We start from the raw sequence: 25192 nt of genomic DNA on the forward strand, positions 1-25192 counted from the left end.
TACGATAGGCACGCAACGCTGGGCCACAGGATCGACCTGGCCACCACCGATCAGGCGTCGGGGTTGCATCTGCCGCGCTTGCAGCAGGCCCGCCAATGTCGTCTTAAGCCGATACTAGCACCGACCCTTGGTTAGCGGTCAAAGGCTTTATGACAAAAAGTGCATACGGCATCGTTATTTGCACTATGCGAGCTTGCAACGGCCCCTATCGCTCACCATGATAACCTGCATTGGAAACACGTTTAGCGAGAGGAAACGAAATGAAAATTGTCGTGCATATTGATGAGGCGGCACAGTGGCAAGCGGCGCTTGCGGAAGCGTTGCCCCAAGCCACTGTACTCACCAGCGAGGCACCAGCGGATGAGCGTAAAGATGCTGACTATCTCGCCATCTGGAAAGCCCCCGCCCATTTACTGCAAGAGCAGACCCAGCTCAAAGGCATCATCAATTTAGGCGCAGGGGTGGATTATCTGCTGAAAACCCCAGGCCTACCCAACGACGTGCCAATTGTAAAATTACGCGATGCGGGCATGGGAGAGCTGATGGCCGATTACGCCCTCTATGGCGTACTGCACTTTTACCGCAGCATGGATCGTTACTCAGAGCAGCAGCAAAGCGCCACTTGGGCGCCGCAAGAGGTGGTGGAAAAATCCCAGTGGCCGGTGGGTGTATTAGGCCTGGGCGCTATTGGCAGCTTTGTGGCCAGCGCCTTGGAGCAAGCAGGTTTCCCAGTACTGGGTTGGAGCCGCTCCCCCAAGCAGATCCGTGGTGTGCACTGCTTTCATGGCGACGATGGATTAAGCGAACTGCTCGGCCAAGTGCAGAGCCTGATCACCATTTTGCCCGATACGGCCGCCACTCAACATATTCTCAACGCCGAGCGGCTGGCCCAGCTGCCCCAAGGGGCTAGTGTGATTAATCCTGGCCGAGGTAGTTTGATTGATGAGCAGGCGCTATTGGAAGCACTGGGTAGCGGTCGCCAGCCGGGGCACCTGCGGGGTGCGCTATTGGATGTATTCCAGGAAGAGCCGCTGCCCGCTGACAACCCGCTCTGGCAGCATCCTAAGGTAATCGTCACACCCCATATGGCGGCACCTACTCCGCTGAATGATGCCATCGACCAAGTGATCGCCTACTTGCATGCCTTTGAATCGGGTGAAAAACTCTCCACCATCAACCCGGAGGCAGGTTACTGACGCCCCCCACCCAGGCTATACTGGCGCACTGGGAACCAAGCAGTGGCTAAAGGCTCTTAGGAAGATACCCTTTATGGAGGAAAGGCCCTTGGTCAATGTTTTCGCACGACTACCTGGCCGCGCGCTCAGGTGTGTGGGGTTGGGTTTTGCTATTTCCTGCTCAAGTGGCATGGCATTAGCAACTGAGACATTCAAAGAGCCGCAGCCCTTTGAACCCCCCCAGCCCTTTGAAGCACAGTACCGGCTTGAGGTTCGCGGTTGGCCTGGGGCTACCATTACCCATCGCCTCTCTAACGAAGGGAATCACTGGTTAAGCGATATGCGCTTTTCAATCACCGTGGCGCGCGGCCAGGAGTTCAGCCGTTTTTCGCTCAATGGCAATGACACCAACGCTCTGCTCTTTAGCAGCAGCTATTCGGTGCTGGGCGTGGGTGATAGCTATCAACTGAACGAAGGTGAGATCCCCACTTTAGATCGCCAAGCGGCGCTATTTGATCTCTCCCGCCGGGCGGGACACGAAAACTGTACACAGAGTACGCCCTGCGCGATTGAGTTTGTCGATCAAAAAGGCCGCGATGAGCACTTTCAATATTATGTTACCGCCCCAGGCAGCATTGAGGTTCCCGCAGGAGAGTTTGAAGCACTGAACGTATCGCTCATCGATATCGAGAAGCCCGACCGCCTGCTAACCATTAGCTTTCACCCTGACTGGCCCGGGCTGATTCTTTCTGCGGTGTATCGAAAAGAGGGTCGCCGCGAAACGCAGCTGACATTAACTAACTTCAACCCAAACGGTGGCGCGACGCCCTAAATGTTTTCCGGTTTATTGATTGTTCTACTACCGCTTTTTCTTGGCTATCTGGTTCGCGTCCGTTCCATACAGTTACAGAATCTGATCAACCGAGCGGTTAATGGCTCGGTTTACCTGATTCTGCTATTCATGGGCATAAGCCTTGCCGGGCTTGAAAACCTGACTAGCCAGCTTTCGCGCCTGGGTGGCAACGCCTTGCTGTTATTTAGCATTACCACGCTATTTAACTTAGCAGCACTATGGTGGCTATCGCGCCGTTTAACGCTTAAGGCCGGTAGCTCACCGGTGGTGAAAAATGCTCCGACCAGTAAGCTGGCGGCCATGCAGGGTTCGCTTTTATTGGTCGCAGTGGTGGCAGGGGGCGTTATCGCTGGCCTGCTGCTGGGGCCACTCCTGGGTGATAGGCTTTTCAACAGCGCAGATTTACTGGCCGAATGGGTACTCTACCTGCTGCTGGCACTGATTGGCTGCCAGCTGCGTAACTCCGGCATGCCACTCAGGCAGATCTTACTTAACCGCATGGGGCTGGCGATTGCGGTGACGCTAGCAATAAGTTCGCTGCTGGCAGGCTTGGCTGCCGCCCCGCTGCTCTCATTAAGCTGGAACGAAGGCCTGGCGATGGCGTCAGGCTTTGGCTGGTACTCTCTTTCGGCCATCTTGATCGGCGACCAGCTAGGCCCACTGATGGGCGGTGTGGCGTTCTTCAACGACCTGACCCGGGAGCTGCTGGCGTTTATATTGATTCCACTGGTGATTCACCGCCATACCGCACTGGCGATTGGTTACGGCGGCGCCACCTCCATGGATTTCACCCTGCCCGTCATTCAGCAGCACGGCGGTGTGGCCTGCGTACCCATTGCCGTGGTCAGCGGGTTTATCCTTTCACTGCTCTCCCCGCCGCTAATTCTGTTCTTTCTTTCGCTGTCAGGTTAGCGGTGACGGGCGCTCATTGGTTAGGATAAGTGGCATTGCTGGAGATATAAAAACTCTTAACCCCCAGGATGCCCACTCCCCATGCTCAACGGAATTTGGTTAAGCTTCTTTATCGCTGCCTTCGCGGCCTCACTCTGGCAGTGGTTGGTTGGCGGCGATAGCGAGGTATTTGCCCGCTTGGTGCAGTCGCTGTTCGACATGGCGGAAGTGAGCGTTGATATTATCCTGGTGCTGCTGGGCACCATGACGCTGTGGCTGGGGTTTCTTTCGATTGCCGAAAAGGCAGGCTTGATTCGCCTGCTTGGACGGGTGCTCGACCCGCTGTTCTGCCGCTTGATGCCAGAAGTTCCCCGCGGCCACCCTGCTATGGGGCTAATCAGTATGAACTTCGCGGCGAACATCCTGGGTCTGGATAACGCCGCTACGCCGATTGGCATCAAGGCGATGCACTCGCTGCAGAGCCTTAACCCCAGCAGTGAGACCGCCAGCAACGCACAAATTTTGTTTCTGGTGCTCAATACCTCTTCTCTCACGCTATTGCCGGTAACGATTTTTATGTATCGCGCCCAGCAAGGCGCCGCCGACCCCACGCTGGTCTTTTTACCTATTTTACTAGCGACAACCGCCTCCAGCCTGGCAGGGCTTTTGGCGGTGGCACTGATGCAGCGCTTAAAACTTTGGCAGCCCGTGGTGCTAGCCTATTTAGCGATTGCTGCACTTGCGTTGGGGCTACTGATCACCACGCTGGCAGGCATGTCCGCCCAGGCGCTAGCCGCGGCCTCTACGCTAGTCGGTAACCTGACGCTATTTAGCATCGTGATGATGTTTTTAGTGGTCGGGGCGTTACGTGGGGTGAGGGTGTACGACGCCTTTATTGAAGGCGCAAAAGAGGGGCTGAGCTTTACCATCACGTTGCTGCCTTACTTGATCGCCATGCTGGTGGCGGTCGGCGTACTGCGCGCCAGCGGCGTTTTAGACGCTGGCTTAGGCGGTATCCGCTGGATAGTAGAAGGCTTTGGCTGGGACACCCGCTTTGTCGATGCTCTCCCCACCGCCTTTGTGAAACCGCTTTCTGGCAGCGGCGCCCGCGCCATGATGATCGAAACCATGGATACTTTCGGCGTAGACAGCTTCGCCGGGCTACTCGCGGCCACTATGCAAGGTAGCACTGAAACCACCTTCTATGTGCTGGCTGTCTACTTTGGCGCCGTGGGTATCACTCGCATTCGCCACGGGTTGGGCTGTGCGTTGGTCGCCGATGTGGCGGGAGTAACCACTGCGATTGCGGTGTGTTACTGGTTTTTTGGATAGCTGGTGTTAGCTGGCTTTCGTTCACTGGGCTCAGCGTCTACCTTTCAGGGGAGCCGCATTAAGGTCTACAGGCAGTAGATCAGGAGCCATCGCTAAGCAGTAGAAATGCGTTTAAACATTCGTTGCTCCCGAGTGTTTACCGCTCAAGGACGATAGGTGAAATATGGCAGGCGCAAGCAGTTTATTGATAGCGCTGGCGGCCTTCTGCTGGGGGATATCTGGGGGAATCGCAGGCATTTTGTTAGACGACGGCTGGGATGCAGCCGTCGTGTCATTTTATCGAGGGTTTATAGGGCTTCTCTTCGCACTTGGGTGGCTGCTGCTTCAACGTCGGCATAGCGGCCTAAACAGCAAGCGGCTTTGGTTCTGGTCAGTGGTTGCAGGCCTGGGCGTCGCTGGCAATTTTACGTTCTATTTTCTTAGTATTGAGTATGGCAACGTTGCGGTCGCTGCCACCCTGATGTACTGCGCCCCTGTTTTTGTCTACCTCGTCTCATTTTCCCTCAAACTAGAGCGCCCCACCGCTGCCAAGTGGCTGGCCATTGCGCTGGTCATGGTGGGTATTGTGCTGTTAACCAAGCTGTATGCCATCAGCGCCAGTGGTCTCTCGTTAATTGGCGTAGGCACCGGGCTGCTTGCCGGGCTCTCTTATGCAGCGTTCATTTTTGGTTTCAAGTATGCCGCGCCCCATGGCAGTCCTCAGGCAATTCTTTCGGTCGCCTTCACCGTGCTAGCCATCGCACTGCTGTTTCCAACGGACATTAACCAGGCTGTCAGCGTTATCAGCGCTCCGGAGCTGCCGCTGTTTGTGGCGCTGGGCATTCTCGGCGCTGGACTATCTTTTCTGCTGTACGTGGTAGGTATCAAGCATGCGGCACCTGCGCTAGCCTCCATGGTTGCCATGGTCGAGCCGATTACCGCCACCCTGTTTGGTGTAGCGGTGTTAAACGAAAGCCTGGGCGTTATTCAAATGGTCGGTATGGGGATCATCTTGCTAACCGTCACCGCGCTGAGCGTTTCTTCCCGCTGATAAGCTTAACGGCTACACTCACCGCGCATGGGCGCACTCAATGCCTTGCTCAGCATTGACCCCACCAGCCCTTGCCCAATGAGTACGGTGAGCTTTGCGATGGCGGCTTCCAGAGTGATATCGCTGCCGGCAATCACGCCCGCTTGATTGAGTGCAGCACCGCTGGCGTAGGCGCCCTGCACTACCTCACCTTGGGCACACTGGGTGACGTTAAGCAGCGCTACGCCTCTCTCGCTGGCCGCCTTCAAGGCGTCAAGCAGCTCGCCTTCAAAGCTCAGCGGGTTGCCAACCCCGTAGCTATAAAGCACCAGCCCTTTTAGCGTTTTATCCGCCAGCAACGCCTTTGCGCGGCGCAGCGACATTCCTGGATGCAGCGGCAGTACCGCCACCGCCTCGTCGTCCACCTCAATAGGTACAAAGTTGGGTATACCGCTTAGCAGCGCCGAAGGTTGGGGAAAACTAATGCCAATACCAAGCTCGGCAAGCCAGGGGAAGTTGGGTGAGTCGAAGGCATCCAAGCCTTGAGTGCGCACCTTGCGGGCTCGGTTACCGCGCAACAGCCGGTCGTGAAACACCAGGCTTACTTCACAAGGTGTTGCGGGGTGAGCCGCAAGCTGCAGCGCGCTGAACACATTATTCAGCGCATCGCTTCTTGGCTCACCCAGTGGAATTTGGGAGCCGGTGAAGATCACCGGCTTATTCAACGCACCGAGCATAAACGAAAGCGCCGCGGCGCTGTACGCCATGGTATCGGTGCCATGGAGTATCACAAACGCTTCATAGCACGACCAGTGGATTTCCAGCTGTGCCACCAAACGGTTCCAGGCCTCTGGCATTAGCTCGGCGCTATCAATCAACGGCTGCATTTCCAGCACATCAAACGCTGGCAGCCGGTAAAGATCGTCCAATGCCAAATACGCCGCTAGGCGTTCGGCCAGCCCCGCGCAAGGTATATAACCCTGTGACGATGGTTGCATACCAATAGTCCCACCGGTATAGAGCATCAGTACGCGGGGCATGGTCACTCCTTTCCTAATCAGTACAGTCGTCTAAATAAATACTTACTTCGCAGGCGCGCCTTCCAGGCGCTGCTTTAACGCTTCGGCCTCTTCAGGCTCTAGCTCCCAGGCTTTTGGATCCAGGTCAAGATCCGGATGCTGGTTAGCGTCAAAAATCGGCTGTTTGATGCCCTGCCGACGCTGACCATCGAAGTCTTTCAAAATGCGCAGGCCGCACTTAAACAGCATGATCAGCGCAATCAGGTTGACCACTGCGAGCAGCCCCATGGTGACATCAGCAAAGCCGAACACGGTGCCCAAATCAGTGGTCGCGCCCCAGCAAACCAACAGCACGATGGCAACGCGGAAGGCGTTAAACAGGTTCTGGTTGTCGCGGCTAAAGAAGTTGAGGCTGTTCTCACCCAAGTAGTAGTTGTAGAGAATGGTGCTAAACGCAAACAGCAACAGTGCCAAACTGACAAAAGTGCGGCCCCATTCGCCCACATGGTCGGCCAGCGCTGCCTGGGTCAGGGCGATGCCTTCAACACCAGCACCTACGGTCGGGTCATAAGCACCGCTGAGCAGAATCACAAACGCCGTGGCGGAACAGATAATCACGGTATCGATAAATACCGAAAACGCCTGCACGATGCCCTGGTTGGCAGGGTGCGGCACATAGGCCACCGCCGCGACGTTTGGCGCACTACCCAAGCCCGCTTCATTAGAGAACAGGCCACGCTTCAGGCCCATCATAATTGCCGCGCCAATACCGCCACCAATCAGTGGTTCAAGGCCGAAAGCGCTCTTTACAATCAGCACAATCACGCCAGGTATTTCCGTAATATTCATGGCGATGACCAGCAGCGCAATGGCGATATAGCTCACCGCCATAAAGGGCACCAAAACCTCGGAAATACGTGCAATACGCTTAATACCGCCGAAAATAATCAGCCCTACCAACATCGCCAGAGCAATGCCGCTATACAACACCGGTACGCCAAAAGCATCGCCGAAAGAGGTTGCCACCGCATAGGATTGCAGTGCGGTAAAGGCAAAACCGAAGGTCAACAGCAGCAGAACCGAGTAGAACGCTGCCAGCCAGCGCCACTGCTTACCCAGCCCTTTAACAATGTAGTACGCGGGGCCGCCGCGATAGGTGCCGTCACCTTCGGCTTCTTTATAGGTCTGTGCCAGGGTGCATTCCAAAAAGCTGGTGGCCATACCCATTAAGCCCACCAACCACATCCAAAAAATCGCCCCTGGGCCACCCAAGGTAATCGCAACCGCTACGCCGGCGATGTTGCCACCACCAACGCGCCCAGCCACTGAGAGCACCAGCGCCTGAAACGAGCTTAAATGGCCGTGTTTATTGCGCTTAAAGGCTTGGCCGGAACCGAGGATGCGAAACATCTCACCGAAATAACGAAACTGCACAAAGCGGGACGCAACGGTAAAACCGATGCCAACGCCCACCAGCAGCACTAGTAGAACCTTCCCCCACAGGAGGTCATTGAGCATATCGAGCATGTGATTCTCTCCGCGTTTTTGTATTAGCGTTATGTTTGAATTCGCGTCGTTTGTTATCGCGCTTGTGGAATTCGCGCCGCGGAGAACGTTTTACCAAGTGTGGGGCAGGATTAAATTTGGCGCAGCGGTGCAGTTGTGTGCACTCGCTGCATCAGTGGGTGCACCATAGTGCATCAGGCAAGCCGTCAGACCTTCTCGGCAATGCGGTGGGCTAACTTATGGATAAAGGGGCCGCTGATAAACGCAATGATCCCAGCGGCTGGCCAGGCAAGAAACCAAGCGTGCATCCAGATGCCAACAAAATCAGCATGCATGCCGATATTCACGTAGGTCACCCAGGCAGACATAATTAGCGATAGCGTAAACGACATGAGAATAGCGAAGATAATTCTATGTTTCATGAGAGTACCTAAGGATGATGTATAAGTGCAGGTAGATTAACAAACATCTATAACGGTAATATATGCCAATATATGAGAATCAATTTTACAGAATTGCAAAATGCGAAAACCCTCGTTAGATGACCTAAATATCTTTATCGTGGCCGCTAATCAACGCAGTCTCACGGCTGCGGCGGCATCGTTGAAGATGACTATTGCCACCGTGTCGAGGCGTATAAGCGCATTAGAAGCCACGCTAGGCGTTGAGTTGCTCTATCGCTCAACCAAGGGGTTGACGTTGACGCCTCACGGCGAATCCTACTACCGCGAATGTGAGGAATTGGTGCTCGCACTAGATCAGCGCATTTTGGATCTGGATCAAACGCTGCATAGCCTAAGCGGGCCGTTGAAAATTATGGCGCCGGTCAATTTGGGCAGCGGGCCGCTAGATGCATTTTGGCGTCACTTTATCCATCGCTACCCTGAGATTTCGCTGACCATCGAGCTGGACAACAACGTAGCCGACATTCGCGGCCAACAAGCGGATATTGCACTACGCTCTGGGCCACAAAAAGACGATACGCTGATCCAGAAATACCTGGGCTATATAGAGATCATATTGGTGGCATCACCCACCATGATGCATCCTCTTCCCAGTAAGATTGATGAGTTAGAAGCGTGCCCCAGCGTGGCCGCCAAAATGTTTAGCGACTGGCATCTCACGCACAGGGAAGGCAGTCAGTACACTTGCCGCAAAAGCCATTTTCACATCAGTAACGACATGAGTATTGTGCTGAATCTCACCCAATCGGGCGCCGGCGTTTCCTTGATGCCTACCAGCATGGTGGCCAACAGCCTACAAACGGGGGAGTTAATCCGAGTACTGCCTGAGTGGCAGGGGCTCAACAGGGAAATTTTCCTGGTATGGCCCTACCGGCGAAGCCTTTCAGCGCGGGCCAAGCTGTTTCGCAGCGAGTTAATCGAATTCCTCAGTCACCAATCCTGGTTCCACTCTGCTGATTAGACCGACTGTACGGAGCAAACTGGCTTCTCTACTGGCGCCGTAACGCCAGCAGTTAACGATCATCATTTTTGGATAATGCTTAGATGCCCGCTTTTGCCGCCCGAGCAGCGTGGAGCTTTTTATAGCTTTCAATCAAGCGCTGGTGGCGCTCTAGGCCTTCTAACTGCATGTTAGTGGGCGTTAGGCCGTGGAAACGCACCTCGCCACTCACTGAACCAACCACCGCCACCATGGTGGCTTCGCCGAACATGCGCTGGAAGTTATGCAGATAATCTTCAAGCGCCAGCTCGTCATCCAACACAATTTCCAGCACCGCGTTCACCGCCTGGTAGAACAGGCCGCGCTCGACGGTATTGTCGTTGTACTGCAGGAACATCTGAACACAGTCCAGCGCTTCTTCGTGACGGCCAAGCGCCAGGTAGACCAACAGCTTCAGTTCCAGAATCGTCAGCTGTCCCCACTCGGTGTTTTCATCAAACTCAATACCAATCAGCGTAATGATATCGGCGTGGTCATCCATCTGGCTCTCTTCCAGCCGCTCGACTAGGTCGGTGAGTTGATCGTCATCCAGGTGGTGCAGATTGAGAATATCTTCACGGTAATCCAACGCCTTATTGGTGTTATCCCAGATCAAGTCCTCGATGGGATATACCTCCGAGTAGCCCGGCACCAGAATACGGCACACCGGTGCGCCCAAGTCTTCGTGTACCGCCATGTACACTTCGGCATCTAGCTCTTCAAAGATACCAAACAGCGTGTCGGCCTCTTCTTGGTTGCTGCCGGAGAAATCCCACTCACTGAATTCAAAATCGGGCTTGGCGCTAAAGAAGCGCCAGGAGACCACACCTACCGAGTCGATAAAGTGCTCAACGAAGTTATTGGGCTCGGAAACCGTCTGCGAATTAAACGTCGGTAGCGGCAGATCGTTCAGGCCTTCGAAACTGCGGCCCTGCAACAGCTCGGTCAGGCTGCGCTCCAGCGCCACTTCAAAGCTTGGATGGGCGCCAAAGGAGGCAAACACGCCGCCGGTGCGCGGGTTCATCAAGGTGACGCACATCACCGGGAACTGCCCGCCCATGGAGGCATCTTTGACCAACACTGGGAACCCCTGGGCTTCCAGAGCGTTAATACCCTCTACTATGCTTGGGTACTTTGCTAACACTTCCTGCGGTACATCCGGCAGGGTTAGCTCCTGCTCAAGGATTTCACGCTTCACTGCCCGTTCGAAAATTTCCGACAGACACTGCACCTGGGCTTCCACCAGAGTGTTGCCCGCACTCATGCCGTTACTCAGGAACAGGTTTTCGATCAAATTGGAGGGGAAATAGATCGTTTCACCGTCGCTTTGGCGCACAAACGGCAGTGAGACAATGCCCCGGTCTTCGCGGCCAGAGTTGGTATCAATCAGATTCGAGCCGCACAGCTCGCCTTCGGGGTTGTAGATATCAAGGCAGTGTTCATCGAGAATCCCTTCGGGGAGCTCGTCATTCGGCCCTGGCTTGAACCACTTCTCATTGGGGTAGTGAACAAAGGCGCTGCCCGCCATCTCTTCGCCAAAGAACTGGTCGTTATAGAAGAAGTTGCAGCTCAGACGTTCGATAAACTCGCCCAACGCCGAACACAGCGCACTCTCTTTGGTCGCGCCTTTGCCGTTGGTAAAGCACATGGGGGAGGCCGCATCGCGAATATGCAGTGACCAAACATGAGGCACGATATTACGCCAGGAGGCGATTTCGATCTTCATGCCTAGGTTGGCCAGTATCGCGCTCATATTGGCAATGGTCTGCTCCAGCGGCAGGTCTTTACCCTCGATGTAGGTACTGCCGCCTTCCGGTGCGCCCATCAGCAGCGCCTGGGCGTCCTCGTCGATGTTTTCTACCGTCTCGATCTGGAAATCAGGGCCGGTTTGCACCACCTTCTTAACCGTGCAGCGGTCGATGGAGCGCAGAATGCCCTGGCGATCTTTTTCAGAAATATCTTCCGGCAACTCGACCTGAATTTTGAAAATCTGCTTATAACGGTCTTCCGGGTCGACGATGTTGTTTTGTGACAGGCGAATATTTTCGGTAGGGATATCGCGGGCGTTGCAGTACACCTTTACAAAGTAGGCCGCACACATGGCAGACGATGCCAGAAAGTAGTCAAACGGCCCCGGTGCCGAGCCGTCACCTTTGTAGCGAATCGGCTGGTCGGAGATAACCGTAAAATCGTCGAACTTAGCCTCCAAGCGGAGGTTGTCGAGATAGTTAACTTTGATTTCCATGAGCGGGCATCCGGAGCAATGAGTTTGCCTAGCAGTAGGCAGTAGGCGAATTGCGGCCCATTATCCAGTTTTTTACCCGCTTCGTCTTGGTCAGTCTCCCAAATCATCTACCACATGTCGTGCAAAAATGGTTGTTCTTACTACAGCAGCAACTCGGGGTTCTCTTCACGAACTATTGAGCTTGCATCATACGCTCCGCCTCAGCTTCGCTGACCCCGAGCATCAGCAAAATCTGGCGTTGTGTGGCTACCAACACCTGCTTTCGCTCCACCTCCCCCGGCAAACTTTTGGCAATGGCGACGGCCCCTACCAGGGAGGCCAATATGACCCGGGATTTATCAGCAATCGCTTTGCGGTCATCGGCAAAGGGAAGTTGTTTCAGCTTACTCAGCGCTATCAATCGCGTTTCAAGCATCTTTTTCATACTCATATATGACGCTTCAAACAAGGTGCGGATTTCGGCTTTTTCACTGCCTATTTCGTTGAACAGTACCGCTTCAGGCCCCGGCTTATGCTTAGCTTCCAACTCTTGGAGATTGCAGTAGTTGGCGACTAATTCGGTTAGATGTTGTAACGAAAGTGGGCCTTTTACCAGCCTGGCCGCCCGGCTGTTATCAATGGTTAGGCGAACAGACTCATTGTAAAGGGCCTCTTTGGAAGCGAAATGGGCGTAAAAAGCGCCATGCGTCATCTTGGCTAGCTTCATGATCTGGCCAATCGATACCTTTTGAAACCCATTACGGCTGAATAGCTCTGTCGCCGAAGCCAAAATGCGCTCTTTGGTTTTCGATTTATGGCTCTTGGGATAAGGCATATCTACCTCGTCAGCTAAATATTATCTTGATCATATAGTGCCCATTGCTAGGGTGACCATATCAATAAATTAGGAGCCACTATGCACTCACCTATCGTGATTACCGGCATGGGTATGGTCAGCCCGCTAGGCAACAGCGTCAATAAAAGTTGGCAGCGACTGGTTGACGGCCAGTCTGGCATCAGCACCATTGACCGCTTTGACACCAGCAATATCCCGATCAAAATTGCTGGGGTGGTGCCTAGCATTAACCAAGACCCCAGCGGCGGTATTGACCTGAATGAGATAGCTGACCCCAAAGAGCAGCGCAAAATGGACTTGTTCAGCCTTTACGCGTTAGCAGCAGCCCATGAGGCACTGTCACAGGCCAACTGGTTCCCCGCTGAGCAGGCTCAAAAACGCAGAACGGCCACCATTATTGGTTCTGGCATTGGCGGTTTCCCGACCATTACGCAAGCCCAAAAAAACCTTGCCGAGCGCGGCTATCGCAAACTCTCCCCCTTCACAGTGCCCGCCTTTCTAGCCAATTTGGCTGCTGGCAATCTGTCCATTCGCTATGGCTTTCAAGGCCCACTGGGGTGCCCGGTTACAGCTTGCGCGGCAGGTCTACAGGCCATTGGTGACGGTATGCGCATCATACGCAATGGAGAAGCCGATGTAGCCCTCGTCGGCGGCGCCGAGGCATGTATTGACCCGCTTTCACTGGCCAGCTTTAACGCTCTAAAGGCCGTTTCCACAGAAGCAGACAACCCTGAACGCGCGTCCAGACCCTTTGATAAAGCCCGTAACGGTTTTGTGATGGGAGAAGGCGCTGGCGTTATGGTGATCGAAACGCTTGAGCATGCGGTCGCGCGGGGTGCAACGCCGTTAGCGGTGATTAGCGGCTACGGCACCAGCGCAGATGCCTATCATCTAACGGCAGGCCCAAAGGATGGGGCCGGCGCAGCGGCAGCGATTCAAGCGGCGCTAGGCATGGCGAACCTTACCACTGATGCTATTGACCATATCAATGCCCACGCTACCTCGACGCCCGTTGGCGACCGGGCTGAAATTGCCTCATTGCGTAATGTATTCGGTGAGCGCTTGCCCGCCATTCCTATTTCGGCAACCAAAGCCGCCACAGGCCATCTCTTAGGCGCAGCAGGGGGCATAGAGAGTATTTTTTCTGTATTGGCAGCCAATACGCAGCAACTTCCGCCTACCATCAATCTTGAGCACTGCGATGATGATATGCAGGATTTAACCTTCGTCACGGCGACTCATCAGAAGCACGTCACTAAGCATGTATTGTGCAACGGATTCGGTTTTGGTGGCGTCAATGCGGCGCTTATTGTTAGCAGTATCGAGCGTTAAAGACGGAAATAAATAAACCGATCTGCCGCCAGGCTATGATCGGTTTATCTAAACACTATTGTCACCCTTTCTTGCATAGAAACGACAGCGCTTCCTCAAGCAGCATTTCGGGAACTTCCTCAGCGATGTAGTGGCCGCAAGGCAGCGCTTTGCCGTCTACATCGGTGGCGACTTTTTGCCACTCGCTTAAAGCATCGAAGCAGGCTTCAATAGCGCCTTCAGCGCCCCACATCACTTTTATCGGGCAGGTGAGTTTTACACCCGCGTCGATATCTGCCTGATCGTGCGCTAAATCAATCGTGGCGCTGGCGCGGTAGTCGCCGCAAATGCCGGTGGCGGTACCGGGGAGCGACAAGCAGCGCTCATATTCGGCCAGGGCTTCTGAGGAGAAAGGCGCCATACCGGCACTGCGGGCACCCATTACGCTTTTCAGATATTGGGCGGGATCGCTCTGGATCAGCATTTCCGGCAGCGGCTGAGGCCGAATCAAGAAGAACCAGTGCCAGTAACTGCGTGCAAAGGCCTCGTTGGTGCCGCGATACATGGCAAGCGTCGGGGCGATATCCAATAGCACCATGCGCTCTACGCGTTCAGCGTGGTCAACCCCTAAACGGTGGGCGACCCGCGCGCCGCGATCATGGGCCAGCACTTTAAAACGCTCGAAACCCAGCGCGCTCATTAGCTCAGCCATATCCTGCGCCATAGCGCGCTTGGAGTAATTTAGATGCTCAGGATCATCGTCGGGTTTACTGCTGTCACCGTATCCGCGCAGATCCGCGGCGATAATGGTGAAATATGGGGCAAGTTCTTCTGCCACTTTGTGCCAAATCCCGTGGGTCTGAGGGTGGCCATGAAGCAGTAGCAGTGCCGGGCCTCTGCCACCCATTCGAAAAGCGATCTCGACGCCATTAACGTGGCGCGTTTGTTTTTCAAACCCATGAAACATGGTGTTCTCCTGGTCTGCTGGCAATGTAACTAACACAACGTAATCGCGTAACCCTTTTATAAACGCCTATATCAGTGATTCGCAATACAAGTTGATGTTAAACCCTGACCTCAGTCGCTAGCGGCTGTAACCTTTTAACTGCTGAATAAGAAAGTCTTTTAACGCTATCACGGCAGGCGTCAATGAAAGGCGATGAGGGCACACAAGGTAAAGCGGCGTTGGCTCGCAGGGAAACTCCTCCAGCATTGCCACTAGGCGACCATTGCGAAGATCTTCTTCAACGTCTAGCCGTGACTTGTAAGCAATGCCCTCGCCAGCCAATGCCCAGCGCCGCACACAATCGGCATCGTCGCTCACCCGATTGCCTTTTACGTTGATGTTGTCACTCCCGAACTTCCACTGGTTATGAACACGTTCGCCAAGCACGAAACACAGACAGTTGTGCTGGTGTAAATCGTCGGGGTAAGCAGGACTGCCATGACGCGTAATATAGTCTGGAGAGGCACATACCACGCGATAGTTATCGCTTTTAAGCGGCAATGCGACGAGGCTGGAGTCTTCCGGAACGCCGTATCGCAGGGCGATTTCTACGGGTTGGCGGAACAGGTCACTCACGCGGTCACTTACTCGCAGGCGTAAATGCAACTGCGGGTGCTGGGCCATAAAGGTGTCCAACCAGCCCAGCAGCACATTGCGACCCAGGTCGGAAGGCATGGCAAGACTGAGCTCTCCAGCGATCTCTTGGCGCTCGCGGTGAAGTTCTTTCTCGCCTTGGTTGAGAGCATTGAGCGCCGCTTTAGCGTGCACAAGGTAGTGTGCGCCCGCGGTGGTTAGCCGCAAACTGCGGGTAGAGCGCACCAATAGCCGTGTGCCTAGCGCGTCTTCCAAACGTTTGATGGCCACACTGGCCACCGCTGGAGTAATCGCTAACTCCCGCGCAGCGGCAGAAAGGCTGCCGTACTCGGCGGCATAGGTCAGCACTTTTAGATCATCGACACGCATTAGACCCCCTGGCGCCTGCTATCTTCAAAATTTATTAGAAACTGTTAGCAAGATTACCCCTCTTTTTAGCAAAACAACATCCAGGCATGATGGCGCAACGACAACTCACGAGACTCCCCATTATGAAAGCGATTGCCTTTACCCAAAGTCTGCCTATTGATCATCCTGATGCACTTCAAGAGATTGAGTTACCGATCCCAACACCAGAAGCCCACGATATTCGTGTTGCGGTTAGCGCCATTTCCGTAAACCCCGTTGATGCCAAAGTGCGCAACAGCGCCTTGCCGAAAACCGGCGAGCCGCGCGTACTTGGGTACGATGCTGTGGGCATTGTGGATGCCGTTGGCAGCGCCGTTACGCGTTTTCAGCCAGGTGACCGGGTGTGGTATGCGGGTAACGTTGCTCGCCAAGGCTCTAACGCCGAGTTTCAACTGGTCGATGAGCGCATCGCCAGCCTAGCGCCAAAAAGCCTTTCTGACACTGAAGCCGCTGCGCTTCCATTAACCGCCATTACCGCTTGGGAACTGCTGTTTGACCGGCTAGAGCTGGGCATGCGCGATACCCAAGGCAAAAGCCTGTTGGTGATTGGCGCAGCGGGGGGCGTGGGCTCAATCCTTGTGCAACTTGCCAAACAGCTCACCGATATTACTGTTATTGGTACGGCGTCTCGGCCCGAAAGCCAATCCTGGGTGAAGTCGCTAGGCGCGGACGCAGTGATTGACCACCACCAACCACTTGATCAGGCGCTTAAAGTGGCAGGCTTTGACGGGGTGGATATGGTGATCAGCCTTAACCAAACCGATCACCACTTTGAGGCCATTGTTGAAGCCCTTAAGCCTCAGGGCAAATTGGCACTGATTGATGACCCGGAACTGATCGATGTGCGGAAGCTCAAAGTGAAAAGCCTTTCGCTGCATTGGGAGCTGATGTTTACCCGCCCGTTATTCACCACCGACGATCTTGCCAAGCAGCACGATCTGCTCACAGAAGTGGCAGCCATGGTCGATGATGGAAGGCTAACAACCACCTTAGGCGAGGTGTTAGGCCCCATTAATGCTGAGAATCTAAAACGCGCGCACGCACTTATTGAGAGCAACCGCACGATCGGCAAACTGGTCTTGGAAGGTTTTTAAACAAAAAATTGCTTAATGGGCGCGACGGCCCTGGCACAAGGCCGTTGCACTCTGAGGCGTGAACCATCACATTAGGCAGCCACGACACCAAGAGAATCGAGTCACCCCATGCATGACGATTTTGTGGCCAACCTGCGCCTGCTCTGCAGCTACTACCCGTCTATTGCAGAGGTTTGTCGGCGTTTAACGATCAACCGTGCTCAGTTTAACCGCTACCTGAGTGGGCGCTACCGCCCCAGCCACGCCGCTCTTCAGCGCATTTGCCACTTTTTCGGCGTCACCACTGAGGATATCGCGCTACCCCATCATGATTTTCGTGCTCTGGTACAAACCGGCCAGCTCAATAGAGAAGCAACCCCAGCAACGCTGCCTTGGCCTAACGCGCTGGTTCAGCGCGGCAGCGAAGGCATGGAGCGCTATATTGGCCGTTACTTTGAGCTTTATCACTCAATGTCGCGACCGGGGCAGTTAATGCGAACTTTGGTGTGCCTGGAAGCACGGGAAGGTGGCGTGGTCTATCAGCGCACCGAGCGGATGCAGACCACGCCCGGCTCCCGCCCGTGTCACAATCGTTATGTAGGTACCGCGGTTAAGCTTGCTGATCGACTCTTTTTGGTCGACCACGAAACCCTTAACGGCCATGAAATCACTCAGACGATTCTGTTTCCGAGTTTTCAGAGCCAAGTAACGCGTTTGACCGGCTTAAAAATAGGCGTGGCGGATAACAGTGAACGCATGCCCTGCTGTGTGCGGGTGGTGTATCAACGCCTGGATGAACAGGTCAGCCTGCGCGAAGCGCTGGCACAGTGCGGTTTAATAACACTGGACGACCCTTCACTTGATGACGCTCTAATAGCCGCCACTCGAAACGATGTGGCCGCTGATGAGCATCACTTCAGAGCTCGTCACTAGAGCACGGATGTTTAAGTAGGTAAGCGTTAAGAGGAAGGCACCAGCACTTGCTGGAACAGAATCTTTTCAAAGTGTTCCATGGGCTCGACGGATTTCAACGTCTTGGCGCGTAGAATAGCGCCTTCCCAGCCGGTAAGAATAAAGCTGGCTAGCGCTTCTGGGGGCGAATGGGTGGCAATATCTCCCCGCGCCTGGGCATCTTCCAGGCAGCGCACAAAACGCTGCTCCCAGCGCTGAAAGACTAGATTTAGCGCATCGCGGAAGGTATCGCTCTGCCCCGAAAGCTCTTGGCCAAGGTTGCCAATCAAACAGCCCGTGGCGTGGTCGCACTCGTGCATATGCTCACGGCCAGCCGCGAAGTAACGTTTTAGACGCTCAAGCGGCGGCGTGTCATTATCTTCCAGCAGCGCCATCAACGTTTCATCATAGCTGGCGGCAAAACGCTCGATCACCGCCAACCCGAAATCTTCTTTGCTGGAAAAGTAGTGATAGAAAGAGCCTTTAGGCACACCGCAGGTTTTTAAAACGGCATTAATGCCCGTTGCGTTGTAGCCTTGCTGACTAATCAGCTGGGCGCCGCTATCGATTAATTTGTCGCGCGTTGCAGTATTTTTCATATGCCTAAAGTAGACCAGTCAGTCTATTGCTTTCAAGTGAGAGAAAGCCAAGTGAATGAAAGCCAATTTGTAAGAGAACCCAATTGTAAGAAAATCTAGCTGTAAGAAAGCCTGGTTAAGTGGCAGTTGCATGTTATTTGCACATTTTTTGACTAATGGCTGCTTAACAATGCGCGATGCTGGGCTTTGTACGAAAACTGACTGCTCTCGCCAATACGGCGTTAAAAATCAACTCGTGCGCGAGTCCGATCAAAATGCTCATTTACACCCGTAAATTCGCACGCGAATCCGATCCTTTTTTCGTTGATTTTTGCCTTATCTAGCCTTCGCTCGGCGACTTTTCGTACAAACCCTAGCATCATACGCTTATTTTTCTGGAATTTTCGCTCCCAATGGATGACGCGCGGTAATGACTCTTTCTCGCTATTACGCTACGAATCAACATGGCCGCATTCGTTTGGGTGCTGTGGTCGCATTATTGATTCTTATTACCACATTGACCCTTGCTTGGTGGATCATTACTCAACCACCGCGTATAGAGCGTACCCCACCGCCTGAGCCTCTGCCTAGTGTGGTAGACGTCGTCACGGTGAATGCCAGTTCCCAGGCACCCAACCTGTACGCTTTTGGGCGTGTTGAAGCAGAGCAGGAGACGATGCTGGCCAGCCGTGTAGCGGGCCAATTGGAGCGTTTTGCTGATAACGTTGTGCCCGGTCAGGTGGTCGAGCAGCAAGCCCCTGTGGCCTATATTGATCAAGCCGACCTGGCACTGAGCCTTGAAGATGCTGAGGCGCAACTAGCCAATGCTCAAGCGCAGCTGGCGCTAGAGCAGGCGGAGCAGCAACGCGCCCGCAGCGAGTACGAATCTTTTGGTCGTCAGCTCTCAGCAGAGCGGCGGTCACTGGTACTACGCGAACCGCAGCTGCGCCAAGCACAGGCCCAAGTCACCCAAGCACGAGTGGCCCGCGACCAAGCGGCTCTGAATGTGGAACGCGCCACTCTCACTGCTCCCTGGCGGGCCATGGTGCAAGAGCGCCTGGTCGGCGCCGGCAGCCTGCTCAGTCAGGGTACAGAAGTAGTCCACTTGGTGGGCGTTGAGCAGTTTTGGGTGCGCGCCTCGCTTCCCAGCGAGTGGACGGAGTGGCTGGAAGCGGGTAGCAGCGTTACGTTAACCAGCCGCAGCTGGCCCGAAGGCGCCACACGCGAAGGACTCCTGGTCTCAATGCTACCCAGCCTTGAAGAGAATGGCCTGCAGGCACAGCTGTTGATTGCGGTTAACGACCCGCTCGCCCTAGAGACCGACGGCCCTGCCCTGCGCCTGGGCGATGTCCTGCGCGCCTCTTTTCAACCGGCTATTCAGGAGCAGCTTATTTCACTACCTTCTGCGGCTCTCCGCCCGGGTGACGTAGCGTGGCGGGTAGATGAAGAGAATCGTTTACGCCGAACGCCGGTCACCCTGGCTTATCGCGGGGAAGATGATGCTTTGATTCGGGGCGGCTTGGAAACCGGCCAGCAGGTCGTCACCGCGGGCTTGGCCCAGCCCAGAGAAGGCCAGCTAGTGCGCATTCGTCACCCCAACGACACCCCGGCTCAAGCAGGAGATGGACCGGGAGATGAATCATGAAGGTACCACGCGGCCCATTGGCTTGGATGGTAGATCACGGGGTAGCCCCCAACTTATTGATGGTGCTGTTTATCGTCGGCGGCCTAATGGCGTCGCTAGCGATTAAAAAGGAAGTGTTTCCTGAATTCGACATCGAAGTCGTGCAAGTCACTATCAGCTACCCTGGCGCCACGCCGGAGGATGTGGAACAGAGCCTGCTGCTACCGGTGGAAGCCGCGATTTCCGATGTAGAGGGCATCGACGAGCTGACCGCGACGGCCAGTGAAGGCAGCGCCAGCGTCTACGCAACGCTGATTGATGGTGTGGATGTGATGCGCGCCTATCAGGATATCCAGCAGGCGGTGAACGCCATCACAACCCTACCCAGCGCTGCCGATCCACCCCGCTTTACCCTCGCGGGGCGCTCCCGCAGCGTGTTGAGCCTACAGGTTTACGGCCAAGTCGGTCTGGAAGCACTGCACAACGCGGCCGAAGATGTACGCGGTGAACTGCAAGCCACTTCCGGCATCTCCCGTGCGGAGCTATCCGGCAACCGCGAGCGAGAGATTCAAGTCCACTTGGATGAAGAGGCCATCAAGCGCTATGGCCTCGATCACCAGGAACTTGCCAACCGCATTGCCGAAGAAGCCCTTGACCTCGCTAGCGGCCAGCTCACAACAGAAGAAGGTGAGTGGCTGATTCGCTATCAGGGGCGGCGTAACAGCGCCGAGGCCTTTGCCGAGCTGCCGATTCTGACCAGCACCCAGGGGGCGCCGATTACCCTGGGCGAGATCGCCAGAGTCAGCGATGGCTTTGCCGAAACCGACCGAGAGGAGTTTTATAACGGCCAGCCCGGTCTCTCTGTGGATGTTTACCAGATTGGTGATCAAACCCCGACCAGTATTTCGGAAGCGGTCAACGGTGAGCTTGAGCGCCTACGCGCAGGTATGCCAGAAGGCGTCAGCCTGGATATTTCCCGCGACAGCTCAGAAGTTTACGAAGATCGTCTTAGCCTGCTGTTAAAAAACGCCTGGATGGGGCTAGCGCTGGTATTGGTACTCATGGCGCTATTTTTGGAAGCGCGGTTGGCGTTCTGGGTCACCCTGGGCATTCCAACGGCGTTCCTGGGTGCCATGCTGTTTCTGCCCTGGATCGGCGTCTCGCTCAATATGATGTCGATGTTCGCCTTTATTATCGCCCTGGGGATCGTGGTAGATGACGCCATTATCGTTGGTGAGAATATCTACAGCTACCGGGAAGAGGGTTACTCACTGCGCGATGCGGCGGTCAAAGGTGCCAGCGAAATTGCCACCCCGCTAACCTTCGCGATTCTGTCCAATATCGTCGCCTTCCTGCCGCTGCTATTTTTACCCGGCTTTTTGGGGCTGATTTTTGCCACCGTGCCGGTAGTGGTGGTCACGGTATTCTTGATCTCCTGGCTGGAAGCCTTGGTGATTCTACCCGCTCACCTGGCGCATAGTCGCAAACCGCGCCAAACCCCGGCGTGGCAGCGTCCCCTTGAAGCACTGCGCCAGCGCCTTCAGGGGGGCCTGCACCACTTTACTTATCACCAGTTCGAACCGTTCCTGCAACGCGCCCTCAATCAGCGCCTGCTCAGTGTTTCGCTGGGCATCGCGATTCTGTTGATCGCGCTCTCCTGGGCGATGAGTGGGCGTTTGGGCTTTTCCCTGATGCCACGGGTCGAATCGGATCAGGTGCAGGCCACGGTCACCCTGCCCATTGGCAGCAATATCAACGTTAGCCGCGAGCTTAGCCAACAGTTGCTCGACGCCGCCGATGCCCTCAGCGAGCGCGAAGAGACACTTAGCTTCAGCAGCTCACGCAGCCGCTTAGATGGCGAAAGTTTGGAAGTGCGTTTGGATATTGCCAGCGAGAGCCTGGAAGCGTGGCCACCCTCGCGTATCGCCCGGGAGTGGCGTGATCTCACCGGCGATTTACTCGGCGCCCAGTCGGTGCGTTTTGAAGCCGATGTCGGCGGGCCCGGTAGCGGCGCGGCACTCAGCCTACGTCTTTCGCACCCGGATACTCAGGTGCTGGAAGCCGCCGCCGAACGCTTAGCGGAAACGCTGGGCGGCTATGGCCTCACAGATATCGACAGCGGCCTTGGTGACGGTAAACCGCAGTTAGAAATGCGTCTTTCTGCCGAAGGCCGCGCCTTGGGGCTCACGGGTAATAATCTAGCCCAAGCCCTGCGCGGGCCACTCCAGGGCGCCACCGCGCTTGAACAGTACGTGGGGCGCAGCGAAATCAGCGTTGAGGTACGTTTACCCACCGACAACCGCGACAGTTTGAATGAGCTCTACCGCATGCCGGTGCGCACACCTGATGGGCTGAGTGTACCGCTATCGCGAGTGGCCGACATTACCATCAGCCAAGCCTCTAGCAGCCTTGAACGCATTAACGGGCGGCGGATTATTACCGTTACCGCTGACTCGGAAAGCGATGTGGCCATCAATCAAGTGCTCGCCACGCTCCAGGAAGAGGAGTTTCCCAGTCTGGAAGCGACCTGGCCGGGGTTGGAAGTCAGCATGGGTGGCCGTCAGCAGGATACCGCCGACAATTTAGCCACGCTAAGAACTTCCATGTGGTTAATGATTGCCGCGCTCTATGCACTGCTGGCGATCCCTTTTAGAAGCTACCTACAACCACTGCTGGTGCTGGCCGCGATCCCCTTTGGCATTGTTGGTGCCGTCGCTGGACATATGATCATGGGCTTCGGGCTATCCATCATTAGCCTGCTGGGTATGCTGGCGCTCTCAGGCGTGGTCATTAACGACGCCTTGGTGCTGATTGATTACGCCAACCGCAAACGCCGTGAGGGCATGGCCGCCCGGGAAGCCATTGTGGCAGCAGCCACCCGCCGCTTACGCCCGATAATGATGACCACGCTGACGACCTTTCTAGGTCTGGCACCGATGATCTTGGAAACGTCCAGACAAGCGCGCTTTATGATCCCCATGGCGATCTCGCTCGGCTTCGGTATGCTTTTCGCCACAGTGATACTGCTGATCCTGGTGCCCTGCCTCTATTTAGGCATGGAGAATGTTCGCGAGCGGCTCAGCGCGCCACGCCAACCGACACTAGATAAAAACCCTAGCCAAGAAGAAGAAGGAGCCCACTGATGGCCTTGCTCACAGCCATACGTCAATGGCGCCCCTCTCGGCTGGGGCTCAAGCTGTTCGTGATTATTCTCAGCGTCAATGTAGCGATCTCAGCGAGTATGTTTCTTGCTGTCTCGTACAGTATTGACCGCGGCTTTCTCGACTACCTCAACCAGGCCCAGGAACGCCGTGCCACACTGCTGGCTGACGGCCTCGTGACTCGCTGGGAAACCCAGCAGAGCTGGGGATGGCTGGAGCAGTCACCGGAACGCTGGCCGTATATTGTCCGCTTTGAACTGGGTCAGGAGCATAGTGACCGCCCTTCGCCACTCGGTGAGGCGCGGGACTTCACCCTGCGCGCAGCGGATGGCCGTTTTGTGGTGCTCCCCAGGAGCGGGCGCGAAGGTTCGGGCAGTTGGCATTGGCTAACCCTTCGCAGCGGCGATACCGATATCGGCTCGCTGGGTTTTCGGCCCCCCCGAGAAATGATGGAGCGTATGGAGAGCCGCTTCCTTGAGCGCCAACAGCGTAACTTGGTGCTTATCGTGATATCACTCTGCGTTGCCTCACTGCTACTGGCAGGCGGGCTCTCCTGGTGGCTGGGGCGACGCACTCGGGCACTGGCGGGCGCCACGCTGCGGCTTACCGAGGGCGACTATCGCACTCGACTGCCTGAACGCGGTCGCGATGAGCTATCGCGCCTGGCACGCGACTTCAACGTATTGGCGGCAACGCTGGAGGCCAGCCGCGATGCCCGCGCCCGCTGGGTTTCTGATACCGCCCACGAGCTGCGCACGCCGCTGGCGGTGCTGCGCGGCGAAATCGAAGCCATGCAGGATGGGATTCGTCCATTGAATCAGGAGAACCTTAGCTCCCTCGCCCAGGAAGTGGGGCAGCTAGAGCGTTTAGTGGCGGATTTACGCTTGCTATCGCAAAGCGATGCTGGCGCGCTGGATATTCAGCTGGCGCCGATGGATCTTAGCGACTGCCTTGCCAGCCGCCTGTCCGACGCCGACCGCTGGTTAGTCGAAAGCGGTTTAACGCTGACCGAACAGATCGAGCCTGGCATTATGATTCGTGGCGATGCCCAACGCCTGCGCCAGCTGTGGAACAACCTGTTGGATAACAGCTGCGCTTATACCCAGCCGCCGGGAGAGCTACGCGTCACGCTTACCGCTCAGCAGGGAATGGCCGTAGTCATCTGGGAAGACAGTACGCCAGGCGTGCCGGAAGGTGAATTAGCCCGCTTGACCGAGCGGCTCTATCGCGTTGAAGGCTCGCGCAGCCGTGCCAGTGGCGGCAGCGGTTTAGGACTCTCAATTGCCAGCGCCCTGGTTAATGCCCACGGCGCAACGCTGACACCCTCTAGCTCAACGCTAGGTGGGCTACGCTGGACGCTACGTTTTCCGCTGTTGGCTGCTGATTAATATTTCCGGGATTAGTGTCACCAAAACTGATAGTACAAGAACCGTTACGCCCTGCTTTTACGTTCACTGTTAAGCGAGTCTACCGCTATGTCTGATGCTGCCTCTTTACTGATTGTTGAGGATGAACCGAAGATTGCCCGCCTAATGACGGACTACTTAACCACTCATGGTTTTGAGGTGACGACCTTAGGCCATGGCGATGAGGTAATGCCGTGGCTGGAGCAACACTCCCCCGCTTTGGTGCTGCTCGATATCATGCTACCAGGCAAAGATGGCCTCACCCTAAGCCGGGAAATTCGTCAAAAGTGGCCGACCATTGCGATCATTATGGTCACCGCCAAGGTAGAAGAGGTGGATCGCTTGCTGGGGCTAGAGCTGGGTGCCGATGACTACATCTGCAAGCCATTCAGCCCCCGGGAAGTAGTCGCCCGGGTGAAGGCGGTGCTGCGCCGCAGCCAAGCAGTCGCCGATGCCCCAACCAAGGTGCAAAACGCCCCCGTGGTATTAAACGAAGACGGCTGGCAAGCGCTCGCCCACGGGCAGGATTTAGGCCTAACGGCGGTGGAGTTTCAACTGCTGCGGGTGATGATGCAGGCGCCAGGACGTATCTTCAGCCGCGAACAGCTGATGGATCACATGTATCGCGACAACCGCATCGTCTCGGAGCGCACCGTAGACAGCCACATCAAAAAGCTGCGCAAGAAGATCCACGAAGCGCTTCCGGAGCTGGAGATCATCCGTTCTGTCTATGGCGTAGGGTATAAGTACCAGCCGGAGGGATAACAACAGG

Annotated in this window: 21 protein-coding genes; 13 read left to right on the forward strand and 8 right to left on the reverse strand. The window is 55.5% G+C overall.

Annotated elements, in window-relative coordinates:
• The first annotated feature begins 260 nt into the window (after positions 1-260).
• The 5 genes from RO22_RS16330 to RO22_RS16350 all read left to right on the forward strand — a co-directional run bounded on the left by RO22_RS16330 (position 261) and on the right by RO22_RS16350 (position 5281).
• A complete protein-coding gene (locus RO22_RS16330) occupies positions 261-1196 on the forward strand; it encodes a 2-hydroxyacid dehydrogenase (protein ID WP_039859378.1) in 936 nt (311 codons plus the stop codon).
• Between the two features lie 169 nt (positions 1197-1365).
• A complete protein-coding gene (locus RO22_RS16335) occupies positions 1366-2007 on the forward strand; it encodes a hypothetical protein (protein ID WP_084625416.1) in 642 nt (213 codons plus the stop codon).
• Positions 2008-2940, forward strand: coding sequence for a lysine exporter LysO family protein (locus RO22_RS16340; RefSeq protein WP_009287351.1), 933 nt, complete (start codon positions 2008-2010; stop codon positions 2938-2940). It abuts the gene before it with no gap.
• A gap of 81 nt (positions 2941-3021) precedes the next feature.
• Positions 3022-4251, forward strand: coding sequence for a nucleoside recognition domain-containing protein (locus tag RO22_RS16345; RefSeq protein ID WP_027958055.1), 1230 nt, complete (start codon positions 3022-3024; stop codon positions 4249-4251).
• Between the two features lie 163 nt (positions 4252-4414).
• A complete protein-coding gene (locus RO22_RS16350; RefSeq protein ID WP_009287352.1) occupies positions 4415-5281 on the forward strand; it encodes a DMT family transporter in 867 nt (288 codons plus the stop codon).
• A 5-nt stretch (positions 5282-5286) separates the two neighbouring features.
• On the opposite strand, the gene RO22_RS16355 is transcribed toward RO22_RS16350, so the two are convergent.
• The 3 genes from RO22_RS16355 to RO22_RS16365 form a co-directional block, all read right to left on the reverse strand.
• Positions 5287-6300, reverse strand: a complete 1014-nt coding sequence (locus RO22_RS16355; RefSeq protein WP_039859381.1) for an asparaginase — start codon at positions 6298-6300, stop codon at positions 5287-5289.
• Between the two features lie 42 nt (positions 6301-6342).
• On the reverse strand, positions 6343-7806 hold the full coding sequence (locus tag RO22_RS16360; protein ID WP_009287354.1) for an alanine/glycine:cation symporter family protein: 1464 nt from the start codon (positions 7804-7806) through the stop codon (positions 6343-6345).
• 185 nt (positions 7807-7991) lie between these two features.
• Positions 7992-8207 (reverse strand): DUF2798 domain-containing protein, encoded by a 216-nt coding sequence (locus RO22_RS16365; protein WP_022522320.1) that lies wholly within the window; start codon positions 8205-8207, stop codon positions 7992-7994.
• A gap of 100 nt (positions 8208-8307) precedes the next feature.
• On the opposite strand from RO22_RS16365, the gene RO22_RS16370 reads away from it, so the two are divergent.
• Entirely contained in the window at positions 8308-9210 is a 903-nt protein-coding gene (locus tag RO22_RS16370) for a LysR family transcriptional regulator (protein WP_009287355.1), read from the forward strand.
• A 79-nt stretch (positions 9211-9289) separates the two neighbouring features.
• On the opposite strand, the gene RO22_RS16375 is transcribed toward RO22_RS16370, so the two are convergent.
• Complete coding sequence (locus tag RO22_RS16375; protein ID WP_039859382.1) at positions 9290-11473, reverse strand: OsmC domain/YcaO domain-containing protein; 2184 nt, start codon at positions 11471-11473, stop codon at positions 9290-9292.
• A gap of 172 nt (positions 11474-11645) precedes the next feature.
• The gene (locus RO22_RS16380; RefSeq protein WP_027958059.1) at positions 11646-12287 is read right to left on the reverse strand and encodes a TetR/AcrR family transcriptional regulator; all 642 of its coding nucleotides are present in this window, start codon (positions 12285-12287) and stop codon (positions 11646-11648) included.
• Between the two features lie 81 nt (positions 12288-12368).
• Here RO22_RS16380 and fabF point away from each other — a divergent pair, with 81 nt between their 5' ends.
• Positions 12369-13640 (forward strand): beta-ketoacyl-ACP synthase II, encoded by a 1272-nt coding sequence (gene fabF / locus RO22_RS16385; protein WP_041158842.1) that lies wholly within the window; start codon positions 12369-12371, stop codon positions 13638-13640.
• A gap of 61 nt (positions 13641-13701) precedes the next feature.
• Here fabF and RO22_RS16390 read toward each other — a convergent pair whose 3' ends face one another.
• On the reverse strand, positions 13702-14586 hold the full coding sequence (locus tag RO22_RS16390) for an alpha/beta fold hydrolase (protein WP_041158843.1): 885 nt from the start codon (positions 14584-14586) through the stop codon (positions 13702-13704).
• Positions 14587-14703: 117 nt separating this feature from the next.
• Positions 14704-15588 (reverse strand): LysR family transcriptional regulator, encoded by an 885-nt coding sequence (locus tag RO22_RS16395; RefSeq protein ID WP_009287358.1) that lies wholly within the window; start codon positions 15586-15588, stop codon positions 14704-14706.
• A gap of 122 nt (positions 15589-15710) precedes the next feature.
• Here RO22_RS16395 and RO22_RS16400 point away from each other — a divergent pair, with 122 nt between their 5' ends.
• Together RO22_RS16400 and RO22_RS16405 are read left to right on the forward strand one after the other, a co-directional pair.
• Entirely contained in the window at positions 15711-16721 is a 1011-nt protein-coding gene (locus RO22_RS16400) for a zinc-binding alcohol dehydrogenase family protein (RefSeq protein WP_022522314.1), read from the forward strand.
• A gap of 108 nt (positions 16722-16829) precedes the next feature.
• The gene (locus tag RO22_RS16405; RefSeq protein ID WP_022522313.1) at positions 16830-17633 is read left to right on the forward strand and encodes a helix-turn-helix domain-containing protein; all 804 of its coding nucleotides are present in this window, start codon (positions 16830-16832) and stop codon (positions 17631-17633) included.
• Positions 17634-17659: 26 nt separating this feature from the next.
• Here RO22_RS16405 and RO22_RS16410 read toward each other — a convergent pair whose 3' ends face one another.
• Positions 17660-18250 carry a TetR/AcrR family transcriptional regulator gene (locus RO22_RS16410; protein ID WP_022522312.1) on the reverse strand — a complete coding sequence of 197 codons (591 nt, stop codon included), beginning with the start codon at positions 18248-18250 and terminating at the stop codon, positions 17660-17662.
• A 409-nt stretch (positions 18251-18659) separates the two neighbouring features.
• Between RO22_RS16410 and RO22_RS16415 the strand changes: the two genes are divergently transcribed.
• From RO22_RS16415 to RO22_RS16430, 4 genes are all read left to right on the forward strand, one after another.
• The gene (locus RO22_RS16415; RefSeq protein WP_041158844.1) at positions 18660-19874 is read left to right on the forward strand and encodes an efflux RND transporter periplasmic adaptor subunit; all 1215 of its coding nucleotides are present in this window, start codon (positions 18660-18662) and stop codon (positions 19872-19874) included.
• The gene (locus tag RO22_RS16420; protein WP_041158845.1) at positions 19871-22996 is read left to right on the forward strand and encodes an efflux RND transporter permease subunit; all 3126 of its coding nucleotides are present in this window, start codon (positions 19871-19873) and stop codon (positions 22994-22996) included. The genes RO22_RS16415 and RO22_RS16420 overlap by 4 nt, the downstream gene beginning before the upstream one ends.
• Complete coding sequence (locus RO22_RS16425) at positions 22996-24402, forward strand: ATP-binding protein (RefSeq protein WP_009287362.1); 1407 nt, start codon at positions 22996-22998, stop codon at positions 24400-24402. The genes RO22_RS16420 and RO22_RS16425 overlap by 1 nt, the downstream gene beginning before the upstream one ends.
• A gap of 87 nt (positions 24403-24489) precedes the next feature.
• On the forward strand, positions 24490-25185 hold the full coding sequence (locus RO22_RS16430; RefSeq protein WP_009287363.1) for a response regulator: 696 nt from the start codon (positions 24490-24492) through the stop codon (positions 25183-25185).
• The last annotated feature ends 7 nt before the right edge of the window (positions 25186-25192 follow it).

This window comes from Halomonas sp. KHS3 (genome assembly GCF_000830495.1).
Taxonomy (GTDB): Bacteria; Pseudomonadota; Gammaproteobacteria; order Pseudomonadales; family Halomonadaceae; genus Vreelandella; species Vreelandella titanicae.